The sequence below is a fragment of the Microbacterium sp. NPDC080220 genome (assembly GCF_040686395.1).
Taxonomy (GTDB): domain Bacteria; phylum Actinomycetota; class Actinomycetes; order Actinomycetales; family Microbacteriaceae; genus Microbacterium; species Microbacterium gawkjiense.
Map to the genome: position 1 here is coordinate 313,684 of NZ_JBFBOP010000002.1, position 18,678 is coordinate 332,361.

At 71.5% G+C, this 18,678-nt stretch carries 18 protein-coding genes and 1 tRNA gene; 7 read left to right on the forward strand and 12 right to left on the reverse strand.

The window, feature by feature from the left end:
* Positions 1-34 precede the first annotated feature (34 nt).
* From AB0P29_RS05060 to AB0P29_RS05095, 8 genes are all read right to left on the reverse strand, one after another.
* Positions 35-457, reverse strand: coding sequence for an organic hydroperoxide resistance protein (locus AB0P29_RS05060; protein WP_363378942.1), 423 nt, complete (start codon positions 455-457; stop codon positions 35-37).
* Positions 458-470: 13 nt separating this feature from the next.
* The gene (locus AB0P29_RS05065) at positions 471-911 is read right to left on the reverse strand and encodes a MarR family transcriptional regulator (protein WP_363378943.1); all 441 of its coding nucleotides are present in this window, start codon (positions 909-911) and stop codon (positions 471-473) included.
* A gap of 36 nt (positions 912-947) precedes the next feature.
* Positions 948-1,139 carry a hypothetical protein gene (locus AB0P29_RS05070; protein ID WP_363378944.1) on the reverse strand — a complete coding sequence of 64 codons (192 nt, stop codon included), beginning with the start codon at positions 1,137-1,139 and terminating at the stop codon, positions 948-950.
* Positions 1,140-1,242: 103 nt separating this feature from the next.
* A tRNA-Arg gene (locus AB0P29_RS05075) sits at positions 1,243-1,315 on the reverse strand.
* 62 nt (positions 1,316-1,377) lie between these two features.
* Positions 1,378-2,022 carry an asparagine synthase gene (locus AB0P29_RS05080; RefSeq protein ID WP_363378945.1) on the reverse strand — a complete coding sequence of 215 codons (645 nt, stop codon included), beginning with the start codon at positions 2,020-2,022 and terminating at the stop codon, positions 1,378-1,380.
* Between the two features lie 49 nt (positions 2,023-2,071).
* Entirely contained in the window at positions 2,072-3,547 is a 1,476-nt protein-coding gene (locus tag AB0P29_RS05085) for a serine hydrolase domain-containing protein (RefSeq protein WP_363378946.1), read from the reverse strand.
* 29 nt (positions 3,548-3,576) lie between these two features.
* Positions 3,577-4,530 carry an aldose 1-epimerase family protein gene (locus AB0P29_RS05090; RefSeq protein ID WP_363378947.1) on the reverse strand — a complete coding sequence of 318 codons (954 nt, stop codon included), beginning with the start codon at positions 4,528-4,530 and terminating at the stop codon, positions 3,577-3,579.
* Positions 4,527-5,561 (reverse strand): alcohol dehydrogenase catalytic domain-containing protein, encoded by a 1,035-nt coding sequence (locus tag AB0P29_RS05095; RefSeq protein ID WP_253035753.1) that lies wholly within the window; start codon positions 5,559-5,561, stop codon positions 4,527-4,529. Before AB0P29_RS05095 ends, AB0P29_RS05090 begins: the two co-directional genes overlap by 4 nt.
* Before the next feature lie 52 nt (positions 5,562-5,613).
* Between AB0P29_RS05095 and AB0P29_RS05100 the strand changes: the two genes are divergently transcribed.
* Complete coding sequence (locus AB0P29_RS05100; RefSeq protein WP_363378948.1) at positions 5,614-6,852, forward strand: FAD-dependent oxidoreductase; 1,239 nt, start codon at positions 5,614-5,616, stop codon at positions 6,850-6,852.
* Between the two features lie 3 nt (positions 6,853-6,855).
* Here the strand turns inward: AB0P29_RS05100 and AB0P29_RS05105 are convergent, their stop codons facing one another.
* The 4 genes from AB0P29_RS05105 to AB0P29_RS05120 form a co-directional block, all read right to left on the reverse strand.
* The gene (locus AB0P29_RS05105) at positions 6,856-7,695 is read right to left on the reverse strand and encodes a sulfurtransferase (RefSeq protein WP_363378949.1); all 840 of its coding nucleotides are present in this window, start codon (positions 7,693-7,695) and stop codon (positions 6,856-6,858) included.
* A 118-nt stretch (positions 7,696-7,813) separates the two neighbouring features.
* Entirely contained in the window at positions 7,814-8,350 is a 537-nt protein-coding gene (locus tag AB0P29_RS05110) for a hypothetical protein (protein WP_363378950.1), read from the reverse strand.
* Complete coding sequence (locus AB0P29_RS05115) at positions 8,313-10,322, reverse strand: primary-amine oxidase (RefSeq protein ID WP_253035749.1); 2,010 nt, start codon at positions 10,320-10,322, stop codon at positions 8,313-8,315. The genes AB0P29_RS05110 and AB0P29_RS05115 overlap by 38 nt, the downstream gene beginning before the upstream one ends.
* Positions 10,323-10,341: 19 nt before the next feature.
* On the reverse strand, positions 10,342-11,814 hold the full coding sequence (locus AB0P29_RS05120; protein WP_253035748.1) for an APC family permease: 1,473 nt from the start codon (positions 11,812-11,814) through the stop codon (positions 10,342-10,344).
* 218 nt (positions 11,815-12,032) lie between these two features.
* Between AB0P29_RS05120 and AB0P29_RS05125 the strand changes: the two genes are divergently transcribed.
* The 6 genes from AB0P29_RS05125 to AB0P29_RS05150 all read left to right on the forward strand — a co-directional run bounded on the left by AB0P29_RS05125 (position 12,033) and on the right by AB0P29_RS05150 (position 18,678).
* Positions 12,033-13,547, forward strand: coding sequence for an APC family permease (locus tag AB0P29_RS05125; RefSeq protein WP_363378951.1), 1,515 nt, complete (start codon positions 12,033-12,035; stop codon positions 13,545-13,547).
* Entirely contained in the window at positions 13,540-14,220 is a 681-nt protein-coding gene (locus tag AB0P29_RS05130) for a helix-turn-helix domain-containing protein (RefSeq protein ID WP_363378952.1), read from the forward strand. Before AB0P29_RS05125 ends, AB0P29_RS05130 begins: the two co-directional genes overlap by 8 nt.
* A gap of 296 nt (positions 14,221-14,516) precedes the next feature.
* On the forward strand, positions 14,517-15,668 hold the full coding sequence (locus AB0P29_RS05135; RefSeq protein WP_363378953.1) for an ABC transporter ATP-binding protein: 1,152 nt from the start codon (positions 14,517-14,519) through the stop codon (positions 15,666-15,668).
* A 37-nt stretch (positions 15,669-15,705) separates the two neighbouring features.
* Positions 15,706-16,893: a spermidine/putrescine ABC transporter substrate-binding protein gene (locus AB0P29_RS05140; protein ID WP_363378954.1), complete on the forward strand. Its 1,188-nt coding sequence runs from the start codon at positions 15,706-15,708 to the stop codon at positions 16,891-16,893.
* The gene (locus AB0P29_RS05145) at positions 16,886-17,770 is read left to right on the forward strand and encodes an ABC transporter permease (protein WP_363378955.1); all 885 of its coding nucleotides are present in this window, start codon (positions 16,886-16,888) and stop codon (positions 17,768-17,770) included. The genes AB0P29_RS05140 and AB0P29_RS05145 overlap by 8 nt, the downstream gene beginning before the upstream one ends.
* The gene (locus AB0P29_RS05150) at positions 17,767-18,678 is read left to right on the forward strand and encodes an ABC transporter permease (protein ID WP_363378956.1); all 912 of its coding nucleotides are present in this window, start codon (positions 17,767-17,769) and stop codon (positions 18,676-18,678) included. Before AB0P29_RS05145 ends, AB0P29_RS05150 begins: the two co-directional genes overlap by 4 nt.

An 18,678-nucleotide genomic window follows, 5' to 3' on the forward strand; every position in this document is an offset into this window, starting at 1 on the left:
CCCTCTGAGGCCGGCCCTCTGAGACCGGCGGAGGTCAGTCCTCGACGACCGTGACGGTGACCTCGATGTTGCCCCGGGTGGCGTTGGAGTAGGGGCAGACCTGGTGCGCGGCATCCGCGAGGGCCTGCGCCTGGTCGTGCGGGAGGTTGGGGATGACGACCTCGAGCTCGACGGCGAGGCCGAATCCGCCCTGGCCGTTCGAGCCGATGCTGACGCGCGAACCGACGCTGGTGTCCTCGAGCGTCAACTTCTGCTGGCGCGCGACGGACTGCAGGGCGCTGTGGAAGCACGCCGCGTAGCCGGCGGCGAAGAAGAGCTCGGGGTTCGGGGCGCCACCGGCACCGCCCATCTCCTTGGGCACACGCACGTCGGTGTCGACGAGGCCGTCGACGGTCCGGACGTGACCGTTGCGGCCGCCTCCGGTCGCGAGGGCTTCTGCGGTGTAGAGGGCTTCCATGGGGGTCCTTTCGTCAGGAGGCGATCGCCTCGTCGGTGGTGCGCATGACGCGGTTCAGGTCGTGGACCACGTCGAGCAGCATCCGTGCCTTCTCCTCGTTCAGCCCGGTGCAGCGCGCGATCTCCGCGCCGACGACGGACAGCTCCGAGCGGAGAGCGCGGCCGTCGTCCGTCAGTGCGACCTCGACGACACGCTCGTCGTGGGGGCTGCGCGAACGGGAGACGACACCGCGCGCTTCGAGGCGGCGGATGAGGGGCGAGAGGGTGCCCGAGTCGAGGAAGAGCTCTTCGCCCAGTTCCTTGACCGACCGGGGCTTCTGCTCGCCGAGAGCGACGATGACGAGGTACTGCGGGTACGTCAGCTTCCACGGCGCGAGCACACGCCGATAGGCCTGCGTGAACGCGTGGCTGGCCGAGTACACCCCGAAGCACACCATCTGCTCGATCGCTCTCATGCGACAATGGTTGCACGCAATTGAATTGCGCACAACTTATTGGGTGAGCGTGGTCGCGAGCGACCCGCGATCTCCGGCGGTCGACGCCTTGACCGTGGTGGCCCACTCCCACACCTCAGCGCGCGTACCGAGGACGACCGAGGTCTCCCACCGCCGGAAGCCGCAACCCGCGTCGGTCCACACTTCGTCAGCAGGATGCGTCTGCGTCATCGGCACCGCGCTCGTCACCGAACGATCCTGACACGGCTATGGCCCGCCGTGAGCGATCGCGTCGGAGAACAGGTAAGGCCCCGCCGAAGCGGGGCCTTACCTGGACTGTCTCAACACAGTGTGCGCCCGAAGGGACTCGAACCCCTAACCTTCTGATCCGTAGTCAGATGCTCTATCCATTGAGCTACGGGCGCATGGCCTGTTTCCGGGCCGAGGAACAGCATACGTCACCGCGGGCCGCATCCGAAATCGAGGCCTATTCGAGCTCGCCCGGATCGATCCCTCCGTGACCGGCCTCGAGGATCGGCTCGGGTTCGACGCCCTCTTCGCGCAGCGCCTGCTGCTTGGCGACGCTGCGTCGGTGCGCGCGGAGCTTGGGCAGGTCGACCAGGCGCAGCGCCTGCATGCGGGCCACCCGCATCCGCTCGTAGTCGGCGTCGAGGTCGGGGCGCGCCGCCGTGATCCGCAGCGACCGGTCGATGTTCTTCGACACCTCCGCCCACGCGGCGTCCCGCGCGTCGACGACGAGCTTGCGCAGCTCCTCCTGGTCCTCGGCCCGGGCGCGCAGCTCCTTCGCGACGTGCAGCGACTGCTTGCGGCGGCGACGGAGGTTGCGGACGTCGCGGCTGCGGTAGTCGTGCGTGCCGCTCGAGTCGGAGTAGCGCGTGCGCGCCGCCTTGCGCTCGCGGTCGGTGCGGGCGGCATCCGCTTCGGCCTCTTCAGCGAGAGAGACCAGGATGTCGCGGGCATCGCCGAGGAAGCGCTCCGGATCGAAGTCGTCACCGTCGACGAGGATGTCGACGAGGATGCGGTTCTTCAACGCCAAACGCGTCGCCGCGGACGCGATGTAAAGCCCCTCGGCGACGACGTCCCGGGTCCTGACCCGCTCATTGTCCGTCACGCTCACCCCTCACCGAAGATTCTACCGAGGCGGGCGCAGCGGATCCCGGTCAGCCGAGCGACGGCAGCGCGTGACCGGCCGGGCCGTCACCGCGCAGCGGCGGGAACCGCCAGGCGATCGAGGCCGCGCCGCCGGGGGCGATGTCAACCAGGAGCGAGTGCGGTGTCTGGATCATGCGCAACCGCGCGTGCCACGCACCGTCCGCGTCGACACCCGCGACGGCGCGGAAGGGCACCGCGTCGAGCCCGTCGGCGGGCGCCGGCCACTCCCCCTCCGCCCACGCGCCTCGACCCACGGGAAGGGTCACATCGAGACCGTCGCCGAGGAACCGGAGAGTCCACCCGTCGCCCGCCTCGGCGACCTCGACGCGCTCGGCACCCGGCACAGCCTCACCGAACGAGAACGGGCCCACGACCGGCGACGACACGTCGGCGTCGAAAGTCCCCGCGAAGCCCGCGCCGGTGTCGTCCGGCAGCGGGAGCGCCAGCGACGAGAGCCGCGCCGCGAGTGCAGCATCGGCCTCGGCGGTGCCCGCCCCCGTCATCGCGGGGCGCAGGTGCGTCGTGATGAGGCTCAGCAGCTCCTGCATGTCGATCGTCTCACCGGTCGTGACGATCACGGCATCCTCTTCGGGCCACACGATGATGAACTGGCCGTACGCCCCGTCGCCGCGGAAGCCGTGCCGGTTCATCCAGTACTGGAAGCCGTACCCCTGCTGCCAGTCGATCGGCTCGGGTGCGCCGGGGCCTCGGTGCGCGGTGTCGTTGTCCATCTGCTTCGACGTGGCGGTGGCGACCCACTCGGGGTCGAGGATCTGCTCGCCCTGCCAGCGGCCGCCGTCGAGGACGAGCTGCCCCGTCTTGGCGAGCGATTCGGTGAAGACGTGGATGCCGCTGAAGCCCATCTCGACGTCGCCGAGCATCATCCACTGCGCCTCGTGGATGCCGAGCGGCTCGAGCAGCCGGGGGCGCAGGTAGTCGAGGATCGTCCCGCCCGTCGTCTTGGCGACGAGCCGCCCGACGCCGTAGACGGTCGGCTGACTGTAGGCGAAGACGCTGCCCGGCTCACGCTCGGGCGGAACGCGGAAGAACCCCGCGAGCACGTCGCCGCCCGCACCCTCCGCCGCGGCTGCGGCACGGTCGAGCGCCTCGCTCTCGTGCCCGCTCGACATCGTCAGCGCGTGACGCACGAGGTATCGGCGGTACTTGTCGTCGACGTCGTCGGGAACCAGCTCGGGGAAGTGGTCGATCATGACGTCGTCGAGTCCGAAACGCCCCTCCGCGACGGCGAGACCGGCAGCGGCGGACGTGAACGTCTTCGACAGCGAGTACACGAGGTGCTTCAGATCGGGCGCGAACGGCGCCCACCATCCCTCGGCGATCACGGTGCCGTGGCGCAGCACCATGAGGCTGTGCATCTCGGCCTCGGTCTGCCCGACGGCGTCGAGCAGGCGTTCGACACCGGCGGCATCCACCCCCTGCGCGGACGGGGTGGACCGGGGCAGGGAGGAGGACGTCGACGTCATGCCGCCATCCTAGGGATGACGACGCAGGGTCAGATCGCGGCGATGCGCCACGACGCCGAGAACTCGGCGCCCGGCTCGAGCACCAGCAGGCCCGCGTCGTAGTCGTACGAGGCGGCGTTGAAGGCGTCGGGCGCGCACGTCATCGGCTCGACGGCGACACCGTTGCGGTGCGCCGGGTTCGCGGGCCCGTCGGGCTTGTCGCCCGTGTAGACCTGCACCCACGGGCACTCCGCACCCCAGGTGACCTCGACGCCAACACCCGACGGGTCGGTCAGGCGCAGGACGGCCGTACCGGCGGCATCCGTCTCGAGGTCGGTGAACGCGTGGTCCAGCTCGACGGTGCCGAGCGGACGGGGCGCGCGCCGATCGAACCGCTCGGGGTCATGGTCGGTCACGGGGTGGAGCGCGACGGGGCTGAGCCGGTCGGGCGTGACTTCGAGGACGGATGCCGCGGGCAGCGCGAGCGTCCATTCGTCGAGCGGTGCGGGGCCGGCCTTCACGTAGGGGTGCGGGCCGGTGCCGAACGGTGCGGGCCGGTCGCTGAGATTGCGCGCACGCACCGTCTGGGTGAGCCCGTCCGCGCCGAGGGCGTACGTCGTCTCGACGCGCACGCGCCACGGGTACCCCGACTGCGGGACGACGGTCGCGCCGAGCGTCCCCGTGCTCTCGGTGCCCGAGACGCGCTCGAAGTCGGCCCACGAGAGCAGGCCGTGGAGGGCGTGCGAGCGTTCGGGTTCGGTCAGCGCCGCCACGAGCTCCTGGCCGTCGAAGGTGTACGTGCCGTCGATGATGCGGTTCGGCCAGGGGGCGAGCGTCGTGCCGCGATAGTCGGGGCGCACCTCGTCGGCGTCGAACGGGACGATGAGGTCGCGGCCGTCGTGGCGGAGGACGCGCAGCGAGGCGCCGGTCGAGGCGATGACCGCCTCGTACGGGCCGAAGCGAAGAGTGTGCTGGGTGCCGGAGAGCGGCAGGGCGGAGGTCACGGGCGGAGCATCACTTTCAGGGCGGCGCGGTCATCCATCAGGCGGTAGCCGTCGGCGGCTTCGCCGAGGCTCAGTTCGCGATCGAAGACGGCCCCGGGGTCGACTGTACCGTCGAGGACGCCCGGCAGGAGGTCGTCGATGTAGGCCCGCACCGGTGCGACGCCGCCGGTGACCGTGACGTTCTTCTCGAACTGCACCCGCTGCAGCGGCGCGTCGGGGTACTGGGGCACGCCGACGCGGGTCACGGTGCCGCCCGCGCGCACGGCGCCGAGCGCTTGCTCGTACGCCGGCAGGTGACCGACCGCGTCGATGACGACGTGCGCGCCGAGGCCGCCGGTCAGCTCGCGGACGGCGGCGACGCCCTCCTCGCCGCGCTCGGCGACGACCTCGGTCGCGCCGTACCGGCGACCCAGGTCGGTGCGCGCCTCGTGGCGGCCCATGAGGATGATGCGCTCCGCCCCGAGCCTCTGCGCGGACAGCACGGCGAGCAGCCCGACGGCGCCGTCGCCGATGACGACGACGTCCGTGCCGGTCGCGACGCCGCCCGTGACCGCCGCGTGCCAGCCCGTGCCGTAGACGTCGCTGAGGGTCAGGAGGCCCGGCATCCGGGCGTCGTCCTCGGCGACGTCGACCCGGTACAGGGTGCCGTCGGCGAACGGAGCGCGCCGACGCTCGGCCTGCGCACCGCCGGCGCCCGTGGGCACCGAGAGGCCCGCGAAGCGGCACGAGGTCTGCAGCCCTGCGCGGCAGAACTCGCACGCGCCGCACGAAAAGACGAACGGCACGATGACGACGTCACCGGGCGCGACCGTGCGGACCTCGGAGCCGACCTCCTCGACGACGCCGATCATCTCGTGCCCCATCGAGCGCCCCTTCTCGGTCGGCGTCATCGAGTGGTACGGATGCAGGTCGCTGCCGCACACGCACGCGACGACGGTGCGGAGGACCGCGTCGGTGGGCTGTTCGATCCGTGGCTCGGGGGCGTCGATCACGCGGACGTCACCGGGACCGTACATATACGCAGCTCGCATCCTTGAATTCAACTACGGATGCCGGGGCGCAGCGCTGTGCGAGGCTGTCGCCATGGCCGCACTCCACGATGTCGTCGTCATCGGCGCGGGCCTCGCCGGGCTCCGCTGCGCGACGCTGCTCGCGCGCGCCGGACGCGACGTCGTCGTCCTCGACGCGGCCGACGAGGTCGGCGGTCGGCAGCGCACCGACCGCGTCGACGGATTCCTCCTCGACCGGGGGTTCCAGGTCGTGAACCCCCGCTACGACGCACTCGCCCGCGCGCTCGACCCCGCCGACCTCGACCTGCGCCCGTTCCCCGTCGGGGTGCGCGTCGTGCGCGGCGGGCGGTCGGACGTCCTCGCGCATCCGCTGCGGCATCCCGGGCTTTTGCCGGCCACCGTCGCGGGTGCGCTCTCGGGTCTCGTCTCGGCGCAGGACCTCGTGGCCGCGGCGCGGTGGCTCCTGCCGGCGCTGGTGCGCCCGGTATCCGTCGCCGGGGGACACGACGCGACCCTGCATGAGAGGTGGGACCGCGTCGGGCTGACCGGTCCGCTGCGCCGCTCGGTGCTCGAACCGTTCCTCACCGGCGTGCTCGCCGACGACGGCGCCGCGACGTCCGGCGCGTACGCGACGCTGCTCGCCCGACTGTTCGCACTCGGCCGGCCAGGCGTGCCCGCGGGGGGCGTCGCGACCCTGCCGCGACGGCTCGCCGACCTCGCCCGTGCGGCGGGGGCCGACATCCGCCTCTCTCATGCCGTGCGCGGCATGGACGTCCGCGCAGACCGTGTCGAGCTCGACGGGGCCGCCCCGATCGCCGCGCGCGAGGTGGTCGTCGCCGTGGGAGGCGAGGCGGTGGCGGGGCTCACCGACCTGTCGGCACCGCCGATGCAGGGGCTGCAGACGTGGTGGTTCGGCACGGGGCCGGAGGCACCGGCATCCGCTCTGCTCGCGGTGGACGGCGAGCGCTCGGGACCGATCGTCAACAGCGTCGTGATGTCACGGACGGCCCCCGCCTACGCGTCGGCCCGCCGGCACCTCGTGGCGGCGAGCTGCCTGCTGGGCAGCGGTGCCGACGAGCGTGCCGTGCGCGCCCACATGGAGCGGATGTGGGGCGGCGAGGCGCGGAGCTGGGAGCTGCTGCGCCGCGACGACATCCCCCACGCGCTGCCGGCCCTGCCTCCGCCGCTGCGGCACGCGTCGCCGGTGCGCCTGTCGGATCGGGTCGTCCTCGCGGGCGATCACCGCGAGACGCCGTCGATCGCGGGCGCGCTCGTCTCCGGTGAACGCGCGGCCCGGGCCGTCCTCGGCTGAGCGTTACGGGCGGTCGCCGGTCGCGACCGGGCGGTCGGGGTGGTTCGCCCACTGGCTCCACGACCCGCCGTAGAGCGCCGCGTCGATGCCGGCGAGGCTCAGCGCGAACGCCGCCTGCGCGGCCGACACCCCCGAGCCGCAGCTCACGCCGACGGTCATGTCGCCGGTGACGCCGAGCGCCGCGTAGCGCTCGCGCAGTTGCTCGGGCGAGAGGAAGCGCCCGCGCTCGTCGACGTTGCCGCCCGTCGGCGCGTTGACCGCGCCGGGGATGTGCCCGGCCCGCGGGTCCATCGGCTCGACGTCGCCGCGGTAGCGCTCGGGCGCGCGCACGTCGAAGAGGATCCCGGATGCCGGCAGCGCCGCCGCCTCGTCGATGTCGAGGCGCGGCAAGTGCCCCGGCGTCAGCGCGACGTCGCCGCGAGCCGCGTGCACGGGGCCCGACTCGAGCGGGAGCCCGGCGTCGCGCCACGCCCCGAGGCCGCCGTCGAGCACCCGCACGTCGGGCACACCGGCATCCGTCAGCACCCACCAGGCGCGCGCGGCGCCGAACGTCTGCCAGTCGTCGTAGACCACGACGGTGTCGCCCGTGTCGACGCCCCAGCGCCGGGCGGCGGTCTGCAGGTCGGCGATGTCGGGGAGCGGATGCCGGCCGTCCTCCGGTGCGCCGTGGGCGGCGAGCTCGTCGTCGAGACTCACGTACACCGCGCCGGGGATGTGACCCGCCTCGTACTCGGAGCGGCCGTCGGGCCGGTCGAGCCGCCACCGCACGTCGAGGACCGTCAGCGGCGCGGCATCCCGCATCATCCGCTCGAGCTCGTGGGGGTCGATCAATCGCGCTGCCATGGCTCGACCCTACGACCGTCCGCCCGTGCATGCCGAGGCGTCGCAGATGGTCGCCCGCCGGCGCCAAACGCGACCATCCGCGACGCCTCGCGAGCGCCGTGGCCCGACGGGGCGGGCGTCAGACGAGGGCGGCGGCGGCCATCAGCAGGGTGGCGGCGCCCATGCCGGCGAACTGCAGACGGGAGAGGATGCCCGGATGCCGCACCGCGAGCACCGCGGCGGCGAGGGCGTACGCGACCGCCGTCGCCGCGACGAGGGCGGCCAGCGGCATCCCACCGTGTCCGTGCGCGGGCACCGCATGACCCGCGGCCATCGCGACGACCTGCACCGCCATCACGATGAGTCCGAGCGCGCTCATCACGGCCATGCGGTCGAGTCCCGCCGCGCCGCTCCGCCGCCCGCGGACGGCGGAATGCACGAGCGCAGCGACGACGAGGGCGACCGCCCACCCGACCGGAGCGATGAACCCCAGCAGGGCGACGTCGACCATCGCCGCGACCATCAGCAGCGAGACGAGCAGTTCCGGTGCCCGCGACCGGCCGCGGTCGGCAGCGACGCAGCACGTGCCGACCGCGGCGGGCGCGATCGCCCAGAGGTGAAGGGCTTCCACGCGCAGGTCAGTGGTGACCGTGCGCGTCGTGGCCGTGCGCCTCATGACTGTGCGCGTCGTGGCCGTGCGCCTCGTGACCGCCGGGGGCGCAGTGCGCCAGCGGGGCCGGCACGTGCAGTGCCGGGTTGCGCTCGGCGAAGTTGTACGGCGAGAGCCGGAACTTCGCGTAGTCCATCGGCATGACGGGCCAGTCCTCGTTGCGCGGGAAGTGGGTCAGCCCGAAGGTGTGCCACAGCACGAGGTCCTCCCCCACGAGCTGCTCGTCGCCCGCGATGAAGGCGGGGATGCCACCCCCACCGGGGTGCTGGTTGACGAAGTCGCCGGCCGCGTACCGCTCGGCGGGGTCGTACTTCGTGACGAACAGGTGTTTCGTCGCGAACGCGGCCCGCGAGGCAATCGACGACGCGTCGTCGGCGAGCAGCACCGGGGATTCGGTCGGGTGCAGCACATAGGAGGTGGGCTGGCCGCGCTCGGTGGTGCGTTCGGTCGATGCGATCTGCCAGACGCGTCCGCGTGAGCCGTCGGCGAGGCGACCCGACATCCCCTCCGAGACGATGGGCGTGACCTGCTTCGTGAAGGCATTGCCGGCGGGGTTGCCGCTCGAGATCGGGACGCGGACCGCGTCGATCTCGTTGACCACGTTCGCGACGCCGTCGACGGTCATGTCCAGCCGGGCCGAGAAGAGGTGCTGATGGTACGGCGCACCGAGGCCGGGTGCGACCTCCGAGGCGTACGGGTAGCCGTCGCCCGGATAGGCCGACGTGAACAGGATGCCGGTGAGCTTCGCCTCGCACTCGATCGTGCCGTCGAGGTAGAGGTACCAGAAGAAGCCGTAGTCGTAGTTGCCGACCGTCGTGAAGAACGAGATCACCAGGCGTCGCTGACGACGGACCTCGCTCGATCCGGTGAAGAGGTCGGTGTGCTTCCAGAGCGTGCCGAAGTCCTCCTCGTGCATGCAGATGCCGTTGCGGACGGTGCGGGGCGAGCCGAGCTCGTCGGCGAGGACCGCGTCGACGTAGGTGATGTCGCCGACGCAGTCGCAGCCGAGCGCGAGCTCATTCGTGTACCGCCCGAACAGGTACTCGCCGGTGTCGAAGTAGTTCTGCCAGAAGCGGTTCGGTGCGGGGTCGGCGTAGGGCACGACCATCTCGCTGATGGATCCGCGATACATGACGGGCCGCCCCTGGAAGGAGAGCTGTCGCATGACGAGGCCCTCGCGGGTGTCGAACCCGATGCGCAGATCCCAGTCGCCCCAGACGACGTGCTCGTCGTCGACCGTGAAGCTCGATCCCTCGGGCTGGGAGATGACAATCGGCGTGAGCCCTTCGAGCGGTGCCCCCTGCAGCTCGGGGTCGTCGAAGTTGCCGCTGGTCTGCGGGATCTCGAATCCGGGGGTGTCGATGATCTTCACCACACGGCGTTCGGCGACGTCGATGTAAGCCGTGAGCCCGTCGACCGGGTGCGCCCACGGGTGGTCGGCCGGGTGGAACTGCTGGAAGGCGAAGGTGCGGAGGATTCGCTTGCCCTCCTCCTCTGGGTAGCCGTAGTGACCGGCCGAGAGCGGCACGAGCACGACGTCGGCCGGCGAGAGCCCTCGCGCGGCGAGCGCGGCGACCCACGCCTCGTCGGCGTTGGCGATGACACCGACCTCCTCGAACTCCGCGTCGAGGATCGGCAGCTGCCCGGCGGAACCGTCGAGGACCGTCTCGCTGAGGACCTCGCCCCTCGCGATCGAGACGACAAGATCGCGGGACTCGGAGGTCGCCATGTCGAGCAGCTGCACGCGGGCGCGCCGCTCGGGGAACTCTGCCTCGCCCTTCTCCCAGGCCAGCACGTCCGTCTTCACGGGCTCCTCGAGCCCGACGTACGCGAAGCGGGTGCGGTCGCTCGTGGACGGGAGGGCGAGGACGACGGCCCGCACCGCGAGGATCTCGTCGGCGGTCAGCGAGGACAGCGGATGCCGGGGCGTGGCCGGCGGGGTGAAGCCGGGGACGGTCTCGATGTCGGTGATGCTCATGGTGATTCTCCTGGGTGGGTCAGCCGGCGATGGCGTCGGTGAGCTTGGCGTAGGCAGCGGGGCGGCGGGAGCGGATCCACGCCGCCTGCAGGTATCCGAGGACGGGGAACAGCACGACGAGGGCGAGCAGCGACCAGCTGACCGTCGCGAACACGGGGGTGCCGGCGGCATCCACATCGCCGACCATGATCGGGAAGTAGGCGACGATCAGGACGGCCGAGAGCACCAGCCCGATGAACCCGAGCCCGGGCGCGATGACCGTGTTCCACGCGCGGCGGTCCCTGCGGGTGCGGGCGAAGTAGACGATGACGGCGACCGACGTGACGGCCATGAGGATCGCGATCGCGAGGGTCGCCACGCCGGCGAACCAGGTGAAGACCTGCAGCACCGGGTCGAGGCCGAGGACGGCGAACACGACGGTCAGCACGACGGCGGTCACGGTCTGCACGAGCGAGGAGACGTGCGGCGACAGGTGGCGCTGGTGGACGGCACCGAGCCGGTCGGGCAGCACCCCCGCCGTCGACATCGAGTGCTGGTAGCGCGTGATGACGTTGTGGAACGAGAGGACGCACGCGAACATCGACGTGACGAGCAGGACGTTGGTGATGATCTCGCCCGTCGCCCCCAGGTAGGTCGACATGGTCCGCAGGATGAGGCTGCCCGGGTCCTCCGCTGCGGCGTCGACGACGGCGCTCGGCCCCCACGCCATCACGAGGCCCCACGACGCGACCGTGTAGAAGACGCCGATGCCGATGACCGCGAGGTAGGTGGCGCGCGGGATGGTTCGGTCGGGGTCGCGGGCCTCGTCACGGAAGATCGCGGTGGCCTCGAACCCGATGAAGGCGGCGATCGCGAACATGAGTCCGACGCCCGGCGACCCGCTGACGACGTTCGCCGGCTCGAAAGGCGCGAGGCTCAGACCCTCGGGCGCCGAGAAGAGGACGACCGCGACGAGGACGACGACGATGCCGACCTCCGCGATCAGGAGGACGCCGAGGACCTTGCTCGACAGGTCGATGTGGCGGTAGCCGAGGAGTCCGACGAGTCCGATGACGACGAGGGCGGACACCCACCACGGCACCGCGACGCCGGTGTAGGTCTCGAGCGTGTACGAGAGGATGAAGCCGACGTAGCCGTACACCGAGATCTGGATCGTCGTGTAGGTCAGCATCGCCACCCAGGCGGCGGCGAGCCCCGTCGACCGGCCGAGCCCGTAGCCGACGTAGGTGAAGAACGCCCCGGGCTTAGGGATGTGGCGCGACATCGCTGCGAGGCCCACGGAGAACAACAGCAGGATGATCGCGCTGGCGGCGTAGAGCGCGGGGAAGCCGACGCCGTTGCCGAGCAGGATGCCGAGGGGCGCGGCACCACCGATGACGGTGAGCGGCGAGGCGGCGGCGACCACCATGAAGACGATGGCGATGGCGCCGAGCGAGCCCGAGAGCACGCGTGGCGCGGCGCTCTCGACCCCCTTGGACTGGAGTTGGGTCATGGCCGGGTCCCTTCGGTCGGGCGGGAAGGATGACGCCAGCGTGACCCGCGCCGATTGCCGCACCGTCTCGCCGACGTGAAACCTGCCGCACGCCGAGTGGGACACCGCGGGAGTGGCCGTCTCACTCGGAGACACGAAGGCGAAACACGGCGGTAGCGGACGGGCAACCACCCCGCGCTAGCGTCGTCACACCTGCGATCCCGGCACGCGGAGGCGTCATGACTGCTCTCGAGCGCGCGATCGCGCGACCTCAGCCCGTGCGTGCGTTCTCCGCCACCTCGCCGCTCGACGGCCTGCGCCGGCGCAGCGTCGGCCCCGCCGACGTCCTCGCCCAGTCGGTCGCCGCCGTCGCACCGACGGCCGCAGCGACCACCGTCATCCTGCTCGTGGCGGGTGCGGCGGGGAGCGGCACCGTGCTGGCGGTCGCCGTCGCGACCGTGCTCGCCCTGCTCGTCGCCGCCACGGTCAATCAGTTCGCGCGGCGGCTCGCTGCGACGGGGTCGCTCTACACCTATGCGGCGCGCGGTGCGGGACCGGTCGCCGCCCTCGCGACCGGCGGCTCGATCGTGGTCGGGTACGGCTTCATCTCGGTGTTCTCGCTGCTGGGCGGCGCGCACTACCTGACGATGCTCCTCGCCCGAGTGTGGCCGGGCGTCGACGCCAGTTCGGCGCTGATCGGCGCGCTGCTCGCCGAGGCCGCCGTGCTCGCCGTCGTCCTGGCCCGCGGCATCCGACTCTCCTCCCGCGTCGCACTCGTCGTCGAGATCGTCTCGGTCACCGTCGTGGTGGGTCTCATGATCGCGTTGATCGTCGCCATCGGCGGGATCCAGGTCGCCGTCCTCGTGCCGGCGGCCGGTGTCTCGCCGACGGCTGTCGCCGCCGGCGCCGTGCTCGCCCTCACCGCGTTCGTCGGGTTCGAGAGCGCGGCGACGCTGGGCGTGGAGGCGCGCTCACCGCTGCGGACGATCCCCCGCGCCGTCGTCGGCACGGTCCTCGTCGCGGGAACGCTCTACCTGCTCGCCTCGGCGACGCAGGTCGCCGGTTTCGCGGCGCTCGGTCGCGACCTCTCCTCGTCGACCGCACCCGTCGACGACCTCGCTGGCGCGATGGGGATGGGCGGCCTCTCGGCGGTCGCCGACGTGGGCATCGCGGCATCCTTCCTCGCGTGTGCGATCGCCTCGACGACGGCTCTCACGCGGATCGTGTTCGCGATGGCCCGCGACGGCGTGCTGCCGCGCACGCTCGGCCGCACGCACTCGCGTCACCGCACGCCCATCGCCGCGGTGCGCGCCGTCGTCCCGATCCTGACCCTCGTGCCCGTCGTGGTCGTCGCCGCCGGCGCCCGTCCGTGGGCGGCCATGGAGGTCGTGCTCGTCGTCTCGGCGTCGGGGTACATCGTCGCCTACGCGATCGTCTGCCTGGCGGCGGTGCGCTTCCTTCGCCGCATCGGCGAGTCCACCCGCCGCGCGACGGTCGTCTCGGTGATCGCCGCGGTGTCGATCATCGCGTGCCTCGCGGTGTACCTCGTCGTCGAGGCGCAGGCAGGCAACGTGGGCGTGTGGATCTCGGCGGGGGTGGCACTCGCGACGACGGCGCTGATCGCCGTTCGGATGCGGCGGGGCGCCCCCGACCTCGACTCGGTGGGTCGTTACGACGTCCCCGTGGCGGCCCAGGTGCTGGGCGGCATCCCCGCCGAGGCCGAGGCCGCGACGCCGGGCGACGGCCATGCCTGACAGCCCGCCGCCGGGGATCACGGCGCGCCAGCCGCGCGCGATCCACAGCGCACTGACGGTGCTCGAGGCGGTCGCCGAGCTCGGCGCCGGCGTCTCGGCCCGCGAGCTGTCCGCTGCGCTCGGCCTGCCCCGGGCGACGACCTACCGGCTGCTCAACCTCCTCGTGCAGGACGAGTACCTGGTGCGCACCCCCGACCTCACCGGTTTCGCGCTGGGCCAGAAGGTCGTGGGGCTCGCCGCCGCAGCCGTGCCCGTGCGCCTCACTCGCGCCGCGCGCACGGTGCTGGACGATCTGCGATCAGGGGCGCGGGGCGGCATCCACCTTGTCCTCTTCGTCGACGGACGGCTCGTCGTCGCCGACTCGGACCCCGACTTCCCGCTCGCCGACCCGCACCGCGCCGCCCGCGAACTCGAGACCACGGCGCTGGGCTGCCTGCTGCTCGTCGAGCGCGGCGCGGCCCTGCCTCCGACGACGGCCGCCGTGTCGACGCGCGGCACCTTGCGCCGGATCGAGGGGACGTCCGGATGCCTCGCGACGCCCATCCGCGACGGCGCGGGCGACCTCGTCGGCGGCCTCGCCTACTCCGGCACGCGGGCCCGGATCGAGGCTCCCCGCGACCTGACGGTCGTCCTCGAGCACGCCGCCGGCGAGCTCGCCCCCCTCGTGAGCTGACCCCTCTTTCCGGTGCGGTGCCGATCCGACGCGAAGCGTCGGCATCCGGCCGCGGTGACCGCACTTCGCGTCGGTTCGAGCCCGCCGGGAGGGATGCCGGGAGGGAGGCGATCGACCGTCGCGAGAAGAGTCTGTTACCGCGCGGTGAACGCCCTCCGGACAATCTGTCAGCCCCCGCGCACCACCGTCCGGATCCGTCCGATTCCCTTCCGGCCCCGTTGCACGGAACCGATCCGGACGTATTGAATGACGCGAAATGCGCCGCCCTCCGGCGCGAGAGCGGAGAACCCGTGACGATGGCACCCGAAGCCTTCCTGCAGGACGCGACCCGGACGAGCGCCCGAGAAGGCTCCGTCGTGCTGACCGACGTCACGAAGCGCTACGGCGATCAGACCGCCGTCGACCGACTCTCGCTGACCATCGAGCCCGGCGAGTTCATCTCGCTTCTCGGCCCGTCGGGGTGCGGCAAGACGACCACCCTGCGCATGATCGCCGGGTTCGAGCACCCGGATGCCGGATCCATCTCCATCTCCGGCTCCGACGTGCGGGGCACGCCTCCCAATAAGCGCGACGTGAACACGGTGTTCCAGGCGTACGCCCTCTTCCCCCACATGTCCGTCGCCGAGAACGTCGCCTACGGGCTGACGCAGCGGCGCACCTCGAAGTCCGAGATCCAGGAGCGCGTGACCGCCGCCCTCGACATGGTGCAGATGCGCCGCTTCGCCGGTCGCCGACCCACGCAGCTCTCCGGCGGTCAGCAGCAGCGCATCGCGCTCGCCCGTGCCCTCGTCAACCGGCCGTCGGTCCTCCTCCTCGACGAGCCGCTCGGCGCCCTCGATCGGCAGCTGCGCGAAGAGATGCAGCTCGAGCTCAAACTGCTGCAGTCGCGCCTGGGCATCACCTTCGTCTTCGTCACGCACGACCAGGGCGAGGCCCTCTCGATGAGCGACCGCATCGCCATCATGCGCGAGGGACGCATCGAGCAGCTCGCCGACGCCGACACCGTCTACTCGCGCCCGGCCACCGCCTACGTCGCAGCGTTCGTCGGCCAGCAGAACTTCTTCCGCGGCACGGTCACCGACGGCGGCGCCGGCATCGACAGCCCGCACGTGCGCGTCCGCGCGGCAGCGAGCGTCCTCCCCTCCGGCACCGGCAGCGCCGCGGTGCGCCCCGAGAACGTCACGATCGAGGGCGACACGGATGCCGCGGCGCAGCCGAACGAGGTGCGCGGGGAGCTCCTCGGCGTCTCGCACCTCGGCGAGACCATGCAGTACCTCGTCCGACTCGGCGACGATCAGAGCCTGATCGTCCGCCGCCCGACGCCGCAGGCGCCGCGTCTGGCCCTCGGCGACGCGGTGGTCTGCCGCTGGCGCCCTCAGGACGTGCTGCTGTTCCCCTCGGACGACGCGGCCGCCGCAGCCGGCTACGTCGCCCCTCCCACCGAATGATCCCCGCACCGCACCCTCACCGACCCGGAGGCACCCGATGACCGAGCCGAACCCGATCCGCGTCCTCGCCCACGCCGATGCGATCCCCTTCATCCGTCGCGAGATCTCACGTCGTCAGGTCCTCAGTCTCGCGGCGCTCGGCGGAGCGGCCGCCCTCCTGGCCGCGTGCGCGCCCGGCGGCGGGTCGAGCACCGGCCCGCAGGCGCAGGCGAGCGGCGGCGCACTCGAGGACGCCCTCTCGGTGTACACGTGGGGCGACTACGACTCCCCCGACGTCGTCTCGGGCTTCACGTCGTCACTCGGACCGAAGGTCTCGCTCGACTCGTACAGCTCCAACGAGGAGCTCATCGCAAAGCTCGTCGCCGCGAAGGGCACGAGCGGATACGACATCGTGGTCCCCACGGGCGTCTTCATCCCGCAGATGATCGAGAACGGGCTGCTCACGAAGCTGAACAAGGACCTCCTGCCGAACCTCTCGAACCTCGACCCCTCCTCGCTCGCCCGCGCGTGGGACCCCGAGAACGAGTACTCCGTCTGCAAGGCGTGGGGCACGACCGGCTTCGTGTACGACAAGACCGTCATCACCCGCGAGCTGACGACCTGGTCGGACTTCTTCGACGCCGCCCAGAACGAGGCGAGCGGCCGCACGAGCATGTCGGACGACCCCGCCGGCATCATCGGCGCGTACTTCTGGGCCAACGACCTGGACTGGAACACCGAGGACGCCGACGAGCTCGAGGCCTGCCGCGCGTTCCTCGTGAACGAGATCGCGCCGCACATCTCGGCGTTCGACTCCTACCCCGGCACGAACGCCATCCCGCAGGGCACGCAGGTCCTCATGCAGGCGTGGAACGGCGACGCCCGCCTGGGGCTGCTCGAATCGAGCGACCCCGACCGCTGGCAGTGGGTCCTCCCCGGCCCCGTCACCGAGCTCTGGATGGACAACTGGGCGATCGCGGCGGGCGCACCGCATCCCGAAGCGGCGCACGCCTTCATCAACTACTCGCTCACGCCCGAGTCCCTCATGCTGTCCCTCGACTACATCGGTTACAACGTCGGCGGCAAGGACATGCAGTCCGAGGCGGAGGGCGCGGGCATGGAGCTGACCGACCTCATCTTCTTCACCGAGGCCCAGCTCGCGACGATGCACGAGCAGCAGCTCAATGACTCGCAGACGACGCGCGTCGAGATCTGGAACGAGATGAAGGCCGCTGCGGGTGCGTAGACGGTCGCTCGGCGGCCTGCTCGCCCTGCCCGCCTGGGCATGGCTGGTCGCGTTCTTCGTCGCCCCGGTCCTCCTGGTCGTGTGGTTCAGCTTCGGCTACAAGCCGGGGATCTTCGGGACGCACGCCAACGACGTGCTCTCGTTCGACCGCTACGTCGAGGCGCTGTCGCCGACCTTCTTCACGACGTTCCAGAACACCCTCTGGGTGGGGGTGCTCGGCACCGCCCTCTGCTTCGCGATCGGCGCACCGGTCGCCTACTGGATGGCGTTCAAGGTGCGCCCGCAGCGCCGCGGCATCCTGCTGGCGCTCATCCTCATCCCGTTCTGGACGAACTTCCTCGTGCGCACGATCGGCTGGCAGGTCATCATCGCGCCGGAGGGATGGCTGTCGTCGAGCCTGCAGCAACTGGGGCTGCTCGACGGTCCGCTCGATCTGCTCTACACCCGGGGCGCGGTCCTGCTGGGCGTGGTCTACAACTACCTGCCGCTGATGATCCTGCCGCTGTTCGTCGCGTTCGACCGGGTCGGTCCGCTCGTGCGCGAGGCGTCGAAGGACCTCGGTGCCGGCAAGTTCGCGACGTTCGCCCGCGTGACGCTGCCACTCTCGCGTCCCGGCATCGTCGCGGGCGTGCTGCTCGTCTACATCCCGCTCATGGGCGACTACATCACGGCGACCGTCCTCGGCGGCGCGCAGGGCAACATGGTCGGTCAGCTCGTGGCGAGCCAGTTCCAGACCGCGCAGAACTGGGCGCTGGGCTCGGCGATGGCCGTCGTCCTGATGCTCGTCATCGCACTGAGCATCGGCGCCGCGGCGGCCCTGGTGTGGCTCGTCCTGCTGCCGGCGCGACTGCGGAACCGTCTGGAGATCCCGGCATGAGCGTCACCACCAAGACCGAGGCGATCCTGCGTCGCAGCGACGGAACGCTGCCCGGCAGCGACCGCCGGGCCCACCGCTCGTGGAGCGACATCGCCCTGAACGTCTGGGGCGTGCTGGTCCTCCTCTTCCTGTTCGCGCCGATCATCGTGATCGTCGTCTACTCGTTCAACACCGGCCGGCTGCTCGTGTCGTGGGACGGCTTCGGACTCGACGCGTTCGCGACGATCCTCGAGAAGCCCGCGGTGCAGAACGCGGTCCGGGTGTCGATCGTGACCGCCGCCTTCTCGGCGGCGATCGCGACCGTCCTCGGCACGCTCGCGGGAATCGCGATGGCCCGGCACCCCGGCAGGTGGGTGTGGTGGTTCCTGGGCCTGCTGCTGTTCGTCTCGGTCACGCCCGAGATCGTCGACGCGGTCGCGCTGCTCCCCTGGTTCGTCATGCTGGGGCAGGATGCCGGAATGGCGGTGTTCGACGACGGCATCGTCCGCCTGTCGATCGGCGCCTCGCTCTTCTCGACCGCCGTCGTCTCATACCTCGTCCGCGCCCGCCTCGTCGGGCAGGACGCCAACCTCGAGGAGGCCTCGAGCGATCTGTACGCGTCGGCGTTCACGACGTTCCGTCGGGTGACCCTGCCGCTGGCGGCCCCCGCGGTCTTCGCCGGCTTCCTCCTCTCGTTCACGCTCGGTCTCGACAACACCGTCATCGCCGCCTTCGTGCAGGTGTCGGGCTCGACGCCATGGCCCGTCTACGTCCTCAGCGCCGTGCGGTCGGGGCTGCGTCCTGAGATCGCGGCGGTGTCGACGGTCATGCTGCTGCTGACCCTCGTCGCCCTCGCGATCGTGGCGATCGTGCTCCGTCGGGCAGGCGACTCCGCCACCGACATCGCCCGCACCATGGGAGGAGGATGA

Excerpts from the sequence above, each read along its gene's own strand:
- AB0P29_RS05060 (WP_363378942.1), bottom strand. The coding sequence starts at position 457 with ATGGAAGCCCTCTACACCGCAGAAGCCCTCGCGACCGGAGGCGGCCGC.
- AB0P29_RS05065 (WP_363378943.1), bottom strand. The coding sequence starts at position 911 with ATGAGAGCGATCGAGCAGATGGTGTGCTTCGGGGTGTACTCGGCCAGC.
- AB0P29_RS05085 (WP_363378946.1), bottom strand. The coding sequence starts at position 3,547 with ATGACGTCGACGTCCTCCTCCCTGCCCCGGTCCACCCCGTCCGCGCAG.
- AB0P29_RS05095 (WP_253035753.1), bottom strand. The coding sequence starts at position 5,561 with ATGCGAGCTGCGTATATGTACGGTCCCGGTGACGTCCGCGTGATCGAC.
- AB0P29_RS05100 (WP_363378948.1), top strand. The coding sequence starts at position 5,614 with ATGGCCGCACTCCACGATGTCGTCGTCATCGGCGCGGGCCTCGCCGGG.
- AB0P29_RS05105 (WP_363378949.1), bottom strand. The coding sequence starts at position 7,695 with ATGGCAGCGCGATTGATCGACCCCCACGAGCTCGAGCGGATGATGCGG.
- AB0P29_RS05110 (WP_363378950.1), bottom strand. The coding sequence starts at position 8,350 with ATGAGGCGCACGGCCACGACGCGCACGGTCACCACTGACCTGCGCGTG.
- AB0P29_RS05115 (WP_253035749.1), bottom strand. The coding sequence starts at position 10,322 with ATGAGCATCACCGACATCGAGACCGTCCCCGGCTTCACCCCGCCGGCC.
- AB0P29_RS05120 (WP_253035748.1), bottom strand. The coding sequence starts at position 11,814 with ATGACCCAACTCCAGTCCAAGGGGGTCGAGAGCGCCGCGCCACGCGTG.
- AB0P29_RS05125 (WP_363378951.1), top strand. The coding sequence starts at position 12,033 with ATGACTGCTCTCGAGCGCGCGATCGCGCGACCTCAGCCCGTGCGTGCG.
- AB0P29_RS05130 (WP_363378952.1), top strand. The coding sequence starts at position 13,540 with ATGCCTGACAGCCCGCCGCCGGGGATCACGGCGCGCCAGCCGCGCGCG.
- AB0P29_RS05135 (WP_363378953.1), top strand. The coding sequence starts at position 14,517 with ATGGCACCCGAAGCCTTCCTGCAGGACGCGACCCGGACGAGCGCCCGA.
- AB0P29_RS05140 (WP_363378954.1), top strand. The coding sequence starts at position 15,706 with ATGACCGAGCCGAACCCGATCCGCGTCCTCGCCCACGCCGATGCGATC.
- AB0P29_RS05150 (WP_363378956.1), top strand. The coding sequence starts at position 17,767 with ATGAGCGTCACCACCAAGACCGAGGCGATCCTGCGTCGCAGCGACGGA.